Source organism: Streptomyces sp. NPDC087263, assembly GCF_044744645.1.
Classification (GTDB): domain Bacteria; phylum Actinomycetota; class Actinomycetes; order Streptomycetales; family Streptomycetaceae; genus Streptomyces.
In genome coordinates this window covers 913,894-922,253 of the sequence record NZ_JBIUYT010000002.1, presented here as the reverse complement: position 1 = coordinate 922,253, position 8,360 = coordinate 913,894, and the positions used below count along the sequence as shown (strand labels likewise).

At 70.6% G+C, this 8,360-nt stretch carries 8 protein-coding genes; 6 read left to right on the top strand and 2 right to left on the bottom strand.

Annotation, left to right across the window (positions count from 1 at the left end):
* The first annotated feature begins 181 nt into the window (after nt 1-181).
* From ACIPC1_RS09365 to ACIPC1_RS09350, 4 genes are all read left to right on the top strand, one after another.
* Entirely contained in the window at nt 182-1,327 is a 1,146-nt protein-coding gene (locus ACIPC1_RS09365) for a diguanylate cyclase domain-containing protein (protein WP_402514797.1), read from the top strand.
* A gap of 106 nt (nt 1,328-1,433) precedes the next feature.
* The gene (hutH, locus tag ACIPC1_RS09360) at nt 1,434-2,972 is read left to right on the top strand and encodes a histidine ammonia-lyase (protein ID WP_402514893.1); all 1,539 of its coding nucleotides are present in this window, start codon (nt 1,434-1,436) and stop codon (nt 2,970-2,972) included.
* A 242-nt stretch (nt 2,973-3,214) separates the two neighbouring features.
* Nucleotides 3,215-3,418, top strand: coding sequence for a cold-shock protein (locus ACIPC1_RS09355; protein ID WP_266455269.1), 204 nt, complete (start codon nt 3,215-3,217; stop codon nt 3,416-3,418).
* 112 nt (nt 3,419-3,530) lie between these two features.
* Nucleotides 3,531-5,201, top strand: a complete 1,671-nt coding sequence (locus tag ACIPC1_RS09350) for a DEAD/DEAH box helicase (protein WP_402514794.1) — start codon at nt 3,531-3,533, stop codon at nt 5,199-5,201.
* Between the two features lie 84 nt (nt 5,202-5,285).
* Here the strand turns inward: ACIPC1_RS09350 and ACIPC1_RS09345 are convergent, their stop codons facing one another.
* Together ACIPC1_RS09345 and ACIPC1_RS09340 are read right to left on the bottom strand one after the other, a co-directional pair.
* A complete protein-coding gene (locus ACIPC1_RS09345) occupies nt 5,286-6,023 on the bottom strand; it encodes a DUF2625 domain-containing protein (protein ID WP_402514791.1) in 738 nt (245 codons plus the stop codon).
* Nucleotides 6,024-6,060: 37 nt separating this feature from the next.
* A complete protein-coding gene (locus ACIPC1_RS09340) occupies nt 6,061-6,411 on the bottom strand; it encodes a hypothetical protein (RefSeq protein ID WP_402514789.1) in 351 nt (116 codons plus the stop codon).
* A gap of 110 nt (nt 6,412-6,521) precedes the next feature.
* On the opposite strand from ACIPC1_RS09340, the gene ACIPC1_RS09335 reads away from it, so the two are divergent.
* The gene (locus ACIPC1_RS09335) at nt 6,522-6,866 is read left to right on the top strand and encodes a hypothetical protein (protein WP_402514786.1); all 345 of its coding nucleotides are present in this window, start codon (nt 6,522-6,524) and stop codon (nt 6,864-6,866) included.
* Between the two features lie 211 nt (nt 6,867-7,077).
* Nucleotides 7,078-8,346 (top strand): Ig-like domain-containing protein, encoded by a 1,269-nt coding sequence (locus ACIPC1_RS09330; protein ID WP_402514784.1) that lies wholly within the window; start codon nt 7,078-7,080, stop codon nt 8,344-8,346.
* Nucleotides 8,347-8,360: the final 14 nt, after the last annotated feature.

Here is an 8,360-nt window from a genome sequence, read left to right as displayed (position 1 = left end):
TCCGGCGTTTGAGGACGAGGCCGTTCAGGCCGATGCGGGGGTCTGGGGGCGGCAGCCCCCAGGAACAAGGGACGGGCAGGGGCGGAGGGGGCGAAAAAACCACTGCGGGGCCACCCCCCTCAGAACCCCTGTTCGCCGCATCAATGTCCCTAAATGATGTGATTTTACCTAGCCTGGAGTGATGGGTGAGGACAGACGGCTGAGGGCCGTGGTGGAGCTGGCGCAGGGAATGGCGGCGGCGCACACCCCGAGCGAGTCCTGGCGGGCGGCGGCCGTCGGGGTCTGTCACGCGCTCTCGGGGAGCTTCGCGGCACTCTCGGTGTGGGAGCGGGAGCTCGGCCGGCTGCGGGTCCTGGTGAACGTGGGGGAGCGGGTGGAGGGCGAGGAGGAGTTCCCGGACGAGGAGGCCTACCCGGTGCACCAGTTCCCGGAGATCACCGAGTTCCTGCACGAGCGATGGGCCGGCGGCGGCGAGCCCGACGCCTGGGTCGAGACCGCGGAGGGCCCGGCCGGGGGCCACGCCGGTTACTGCCATCAGCGCGTCGCCGCCCTGCGCCGCCGAGGCCGCGGCTGCTGCGTCGTCGCCCCGATCGTGCTGCACGGCCGCGCCTGGGGCGAGCTGTATGTGGCCCGCCCGGCGGGAGCCCCGGTCTTCGACCGGGCCGACGCCGACTTCGCGACCGTACTGGCCTCGGTCGTCGCGGCCGGGATCGCGCAGACCGAGCGGCTGGAGGAGGCCAGGCGGCTGGCGTTCACGGACGCCCTCACCGGTCTCGCCAACCGCCGCGCCGTCGACGTACGGCTCGACGAGGCCGTCGACCGTCACAAGGAGGACGAGTCGGTCGTGGTCAGCCTCGTCGTCTGTGATCTCAACGGGCTCAAGCGGGTCAACGACACCCGCGGGCACGCGGTCGGCGACCGGCTCCTCGAACGGTTCGGGTCCGTGCTCTCCCTGTGCGGCGCGATGCTCCCGGGCACCCTCACGGCCCGGCTCGGCGGTGACGAGTTCTGTCTGCTCGCGGTAGGCCCGGCCGCCGACGAGGTGGTCCGCGTCGCCGACGAACTCTGCCGCCGCGCCGCCGAGTTGGAGCTCGGCGAGGGTGTGGCCTGCGGGGTCGCCTCGACCCAGGACCCGATCGGGCCGGTGCGCTCGGCCCGGCGACTGTTCCGGCTGGCCGACGCCGCCCAGTACCGCGCGAAGGCCGTACGGGCGGCGAAACCCGTGGTCGCCGGGCGCGAAGGCCCCGACGACCCGGTCGTACGCCTCGCCGACGCCCCGTCGAAGGAAGGGACGGGGGAGCGGCGCCGCTTCCGGGGGCGCCCTTGAGCGTGCAGCTCTGGACGCCCCCAGTGACGTACATCCAAGTAAGGGGTCAACCCGGCACCCACTAGTGACATCATAGAATTCACTGCGTACGCTCCTGAATATGGATATGCACACTGTGGTGGTGGGGACGTCCGGGGTGACCGCGTCCGACGTTCTCGCCGTGGCGCGCGCCGGCGCCCGGATCGAGCTCTCCGGCGAGGCGGTGGCGGCCCTCGCCGCGGCCCGCAAGATCGTCGACGCGCTGGCCGCCAGGCCGGAGCCCGTCTACGGCGTCTCCACCGGGTTCGGCGCCCTCGCGAGCCGGCACATCAGCCCGGAACTCCGCGCCCAGCTGCAGCGCAACATCGTCCGCTCGCACGCCGCCGGGATGGGTCCGCGCGTCGAGCGCGAGGTCGTCAGGGCGCTGATGTTCCTGCGGCTCAAGACCCTCTGCTCGGGGCACACGGGCGTGCGGCCCGAGGTCGCGCAGACCATGGCCGACATCCTGAACGCCGGTATCACCCCGGTCGTCCACGAGTTCGGCTCGCTCGGCTGCTCCGGCGACCTGGCCCCGCTGTCCCACTGCGCCCTGACCCTCATGGGCGAGGGCGACGCGGAGGGTCCTGACGGTGTCGTACGGCCCGCCGGCGAGCTGCTCGCCGAGGCCGGCATCACCCCCGTCGAACTGCGCGAGAAGGAAGGCCTCGCCCTCCTGAACGGCACCGACGGCATGCTCGGCATGCTGGTCATGGCCCTCGCCGACCTGGAGACCCTCTACAAGTCGGCCGACGTGACGGCCGCCCTGTCGCTGGAAGCCCTGCTCGGTACCGACAAGGTCCTCGCCCCCGAGCTGCACGCCATCCGCCCGCACCCCGGGCAGAGCGCCGCGGCCGCCAACATGCTGGCCGTACTGAAGGGTTCGGAGCTCACCGGGCATCACCAGGACGGCGCCCCGCGCGTCCAGGACGCCTACTCCGTGCGCTGCGCCCCACAGGTCGCCGGCGCCGGACGCGACACCCTCGCCCACGCCCGCACGGTCGCCGAGCGCGAGCTGGCCTCCGCCGTCGACAACCCCGTCGTACTCCCCGACGGCCGGGTGGAGTCGAACGGCAACTTCCACGGCGCCCCGGTCGCCTACGTCCTGGACTTCCTCGCCATCGCCGCCGCCGACCTCGGCTCCATCGCCGAGCGGCGCACCGACCGGCTGCTCGACAAGAACCGCTCGCACGGACTGCCGCCGTTCCTCGCGGACGACGCCGGCGTCGACTCGGGCCTGATGATCGCCCAGTACACGCAGGCCGCCCTGGTGAGCGAGATGAAGCGGCTCGCCGTACCGGCGTCCGCGGACTCCATCCCGTCCTCCGCGATGCAGGAGGACCACGTGTCGATGGGCTGGTCCGCCGCGCGCAAGCTGCGCACCGCCGTCGACAACCTCACCCGCATCGTCGCCATCGAGCTGTACGCCGCCACGCGCGCCATCGAGCTCCGCGAGGGCCTTGTTCCGGCCCCGGCCTCGCAGGCGGTCATCGACGCCGTCCGCGCGGCCGGCGTCCAGGGCCCCGGTCCCGACCGCTTCCTCGCACCGGACCTGGCGGCGGCGGACGCGTTCGTGCGCGCCGGGCAGGTGGTCGCGGCGGTGGAGCCGGTGACGGGTCCGCTGGCCTGACGGATCGGAGTCCTGCGTGGCGGGGGCCGCCGTCGGCTGTACGGTGGTCCTCGTCACGTCCGGGCCCTTCGGGGGCCGGAGGCGATCACAGGTGTGCTACTGTCACATTGATACGTTTTTGGTACCCATTTACTTTGTGCGCCTGATCGGAATCTTCCGCAGGCGCGTTTTGTTTTACCGGCATCTCCGGCTTTTCCCGGTGCATCTCCGGATGGGGGCCCCTACCTATTCAGGAGAGAAACATGGCAACAGGCACCGTGAAGTGGTTCAACGCGGAAAAGGGCTTCGGCTTCATCGAGCAGGACGGCGGCGGCCCCGACGTCTTCGCTCACTACTCCAACATCGCCAGCTCCGGCTTCCGTGAGCTGCTGGAGGGCCAGAAGGTCTCGTTCGACGTCGCGCAGGGCCAGAAGGGCCTGCAGGCGGAGAACATCGTTCCCGCCTAAATCAGGCGAAGCGCTTTTCCAGAGCCGGGGCCCCGCACTTCGGGTGCGGGCCCCGGCTCGCGCTGTGCGCGTGTGCTGTCCGTGTGGCCCAGGAAGGAAATCCAGATCCAGCATGACTCGATCCGAACGTCCCGTCCGTAAGAGGCCGGCGAACGCACGCGGTACCCAGCCCCAGACCGGCGCTGCCTCCGCTCCCGCGAGGAACGCGGGCCGGGGCGCCGGTAACAAGGGCGGGGCCCGCAAGACCGCGCCGCCGCCGCAGGAGTTCTCGCTGCCCGAGAGCATCACGCCCGCGCTGCCCGCCGTCGAGTCCTTCGACGCGCTGGACATGCCGGCCGCGCTGACCAAGACCCTGACGGCCCAGGGTGTCACCGAGCCCTTCCCGATCCAGGGCGCCACCCTGCCCAACGCCCTTGCCGGGCGCGACGTGCTCGGCCGCGGCCGCACCGGCTCCGGCAAGACGCTCGCCTTCGGCCTCGCCCTGCTGGCGCGCACCGCGGGCCGCCGGGCCGAGAGCAAGGCGCCGCTCGCGCTGGTGCTCGTCCCCACCCGTGAGCTCGCGCAGCAGGTCAACGACGCGCTGACGCCGTACGCGACCGCGGTGAACCTCCGTATCGTGACGGCCGTCGGCGGTATGTCGATCGGCCGCCAGTCCGGGACGCTGCGGCGCGGCGCCGAGGTGCTGGTGGCCACCCCCGGGCGGCTCAAGGACCTCATCGAGCGGGGCGACTGCACGCTCGGTCAGGTCTCCATCACCGTCCTCGACGAGGCCGACCAGATGGCCGACATGGGCTTCATGCCGCAGGTCACGGCGCTGCTCAAGCAGGTCGAGCCGGGCGGTCAGCGGCTGCTCTTCTCGGCGACGCTCGACAAGAACATCGACCGGCTGGTCAAGATGTTCCTCACCGACCCCGTCGTGCACTCCGTGGACCCGTCGGCGGGCACGGTGACCACCATGGAGCACCACGTGCTGCATGTCGCCGACGAGACCGACAAGAAGGCCGTGGCGATGCGGATCGCGGCGCGTGAGGGCCGGGTGATCCTCTTCGTGGACACCAAGCGCGGCGCCGACCGGTTCACCAAGCGGTTGCTGGCCAGCGGTGTCCGGGCGTCCGCGCTGCACGGCGGGCGCAGCCAGCCGCAGCGCAACCGCACCCTGGACCAGTTCAAGACCGGTCAGGTCACCGTGCTGGTCGCCACCAACGTGGCCGCCCGCGGTATCCACATCGACGACCTCGACCTCGTGGTCAACGTCGACCCGCCGGCCGACCACAAGGACTACCTGCACCGCGGCGGCCGTACCGCCCGTGCCGGTGAGTCCGGCAGCGTCGTCACGCTGGTGCTTCCCGAGCAGAAGCGCGAGATGACCCGTCTGATGGCCGACGCAGGCATCAACCCGCGCATCGCCCGCGTCAAGTCCGGCGACGAGGAGCTGGCCCGTATCACCGGCGCCCGCGAGCCCTCCGGGGTCCCCGTGGTCGTCGAGGTGCCCCAGGTCGCCGAGCAGCCGAAGCGGCCCAAGTCCCGTCCCCGGGTGGGCGGCGGAGCCCGTCGCCCCCAGGGCACGGGTACTCGCACACAGGGCACGGGTACCCGCACGCAGAGCGGGGGTTCGGGTTCCGGTGCCGAGTCGCAGGGCCGTCAGCCCCAGCAGCGCTCCGGCGGCCGTCGCACCGAGAACGGTGGCGCCGCGGGTGCGAGCCGTGCGGGCGGCCGTGGCCGTGCCCCGCAGCGCCGCACGGAACGCGGCGGCGAGGGCGGCGGAGGCCGCCGCGCGGCGTAAGTAAGAAGGCGTACGGCTGAGGGGGTGTCGTGCGGGCCGATCCGGCTCGCACAACACCCCCTCAGTTTTTGCCGGAAGCGGGCCTCAGTCGTGTACCTCGCCGAAGAAGCCCGGGTCGACCGAGTCGAGCTTGAAGGCGGAGCTGCGGTGGAGGTCGAGGATTTCGGCGAGGGGGACCGGGCGGCGGCTGGTGGCCGAGAGGTCGCGGCGCGCGTCGGCGGACCAGAGGAACGGGAAGACGGAGAGGCCCTGGACGCCGGTCAGGGCGCCGGACTCGCCCCGCCAGCCAGGCCAGCGCAGGGTGTCGTAGAACTGGTCCATACCGCCGGTCAGGAGCCAGTTGAGCCAGGCTCCGTGGCCCACTTCGAGGGACTCCCAGCGCAGCGAGTCCGGCGCGAAGTAGATCATCTCGCCGGGCCGGCCGGGGCGGCCGTCGGCTTCGGGGTCGGGGCCGTTCAGGACGAAGACGCCGCCCAGGACGTCATGGCCGACGACAAGCCCGCCCTCCGGCCGCCACGCCGGATCGAAGCGGGCGGGGAAGTCGTTGACCTCGGCGAGGCCGGGCGGGCCCGTGGGCGTCTCCTCGCCCGGACTGCCGTAGATGCGCAGCCATCCGCTGTCCAGCACCACTCCGCCGCAGTTCAGCGCCAGAGCGCCCAGCCAGGACCTGGCCGTGACCTGTAACTGGAGCAGGGTTCCGCGGCCCTGCGCGGGGTCCACCGGGAGCACTTCCAGTGACACCGAGCTCGTGGTGGAGAGCTTCTCGGAGAGGAGTGGCCACGCGGGCTCCTCGACATCGGTCAGCTCGGTCAGGTCTCGCATGGGTTCCCCGTCGGGTCCGGGCGCCGCAGCACCGCGCTCAGTAGGCCGCCGTGCGCTCCCGGCGCACCGAGTAGGTCACGAACCCGGCGCCGAGGCCGAGGCAGAGGGTGCCGACGACGACGTACGGCGTCGTGTCGACGCTTCCGGTGTCGGCCAGCCGGGTCGGTTCGCCGCCCAGCTGGGACTCCGGCTCCGACCCCGTGGAGGTCCCGTCCACGGTGGTCGTGGTGGTCGGACCGGCCGACGGACTGGCCGGTGCACTGGTTGACGTCGAGACGGGCTCGACGGGCTCGTCCTGGGTCGCGTTGGCGGACGGGACGAACCACAGGGCCCCCAGGAGGGTCCCCGCGGCAGTGGCGGTCAGCAACGATCGACGTGCGGCGGACACGAAATATCGATCCCCTTGTGGCGCTGGCGAATTGGCCGTGTGGACCGATGCTAATGAAAGGCGCGGGTCGTGGGAAAGTCGCGGAACCTGTGGGTCGTACGCTCCGTCTCATGAGTACTCCTGAGACAGCACAGTTTGTCCGGCTTCGGGTCGAACTGGTGCTTGAAGTCGATGACGCCGACGCCGTCGCCAAGGCCGCGCTGCGGCGGATCGCCGAGGACACGGCCATGCCGGCCGACGAGCGGGCGCACGCCGAGAACGCAGTGACGGAAGACACTGCGGAGGCCCTCGCCTATCTCGTCGACCCGTTCGACCTGGTCAGCGAGGTGCCCGGGATCGAACTCGCCCAGGCTTCCTGGAGCAGCGAGCCGATCGACTACGATCCCGATTCGCCGGATTGGGACCTCGACGAGGATGATGACGCCGAGGACGACGGGGAAGTCGGCGTCGGCTGAAGCTTCTTGGGGAAATCGTGACCCCGGGCGGCAACCGCCGTCCGGGGTTTTCTCGTCTCAGGAGACCGTGGGAGTCGCACGGGTCACCTCCGTGCCACCCGCCTCGGACGTGGTGTGCCCCACACATCCACCGGATGTGGAACGGGATGAACCGGCCGTAGCGTTGAAAGTTCTTACGGGGCTCTCACGGTTTTTTGGGTATTCGGCAACGATGGAGAAGCGTGTGATGACGGATGGTAAGCGGCGCAGGGGCCTGATGGTCGCCTCCGCACTGCTCGGCGGGGTACTGACGCTCTCTGCGTGCAGCGGGAGTGGCGACAGCGCGGGCGGTGACGGCGGCCAGAGCAACAGTGCGCAGGCCAGCGCCGACGCGGCAGCCGCCAAGAAGACCTCCGAGGCCTCGATCACGATCACGCCCAAGGACGGCTCCGACAACGCCTCCATCAACAACGCGGCCAAGGTCACCGTGAGCAAGGGCACGCTCACGGAGGTCACCATGGAGACCGCGGACGGCACCGCCGTCGCCGGGGAGATATCCGCGGACAAGGCGAGCTGGGCGCCCACCGGTCAGCTGGAGCGCTCCACCACGTACAAGGTGACGGCCGCGGCCACGGACTCCGAGGGCCGCGTCGCCCACGAGAACGGATCGTTCACCACGGTCTCCCCGGCCAACAGCTTCATCGGCAACTTCACGCCGGAGGACGGCTCCACCGTCGGTGTCGGCATGCCGGTCTCGATCAACTTCGACAAGGCGATCACGAACAAGCCCGAGGTGCAGAAGGGGATCACCGTCTCCTCCAGCAGCGGCCAGGAGGTCGTCGGTCACTGGTTCAGCGCCAACCGCCTGGACTTCCGCCCCGAGGACTACTGGACCGGCGGCTCCACCGTCACCCTCAAGCTGAACCTCGACGGCGTCGAGGGCGCGAGCGGTGTGTTCGGTGTGCAGCAGAAGACGGTCACGTTCAAGATCGGCCGTAACCAGGTCTCGATCGTCGACGCCAAGACCAAGACCATGAAGGTCACGCAGGACGGCAAGACGATCAAGACCATCCCGATCTCCGCCGGTTCGCCCGAGAACAAGACGTACCAGGGCGTCATGGTGATGTCCGAGAAGTTCAAGGAGACGCGCATGAACGGCGCGACCGTGGGCTTCACGGACGACGACGGCAAGGGCGAGTACGACATCAAGGACGTGCCGCACGCCATCCGCCTGTCGGCCTCCGGCACCTTCATCCACGGCAACTACTGGGGCGCCAAGTCCGTCTTCGGCAGCGTCAACACCAGCCACGGCTGCGTGGGCCTGTCGGACACCAAGGGCGCGAACGACCCGAACACGACTGCCGCCTGGTTCTACAACCACTCGATGATCGGCGACGTGGTGGTCGTCCAGAACACCGGCGACAAGACCATCGCCCCGGACAACGGCCTCAACGGCTGGAACCTGGACTGGGCTGCCTGGAAGGCCGGTTCGGCCGCCTAGTACCCGGTGCCCCG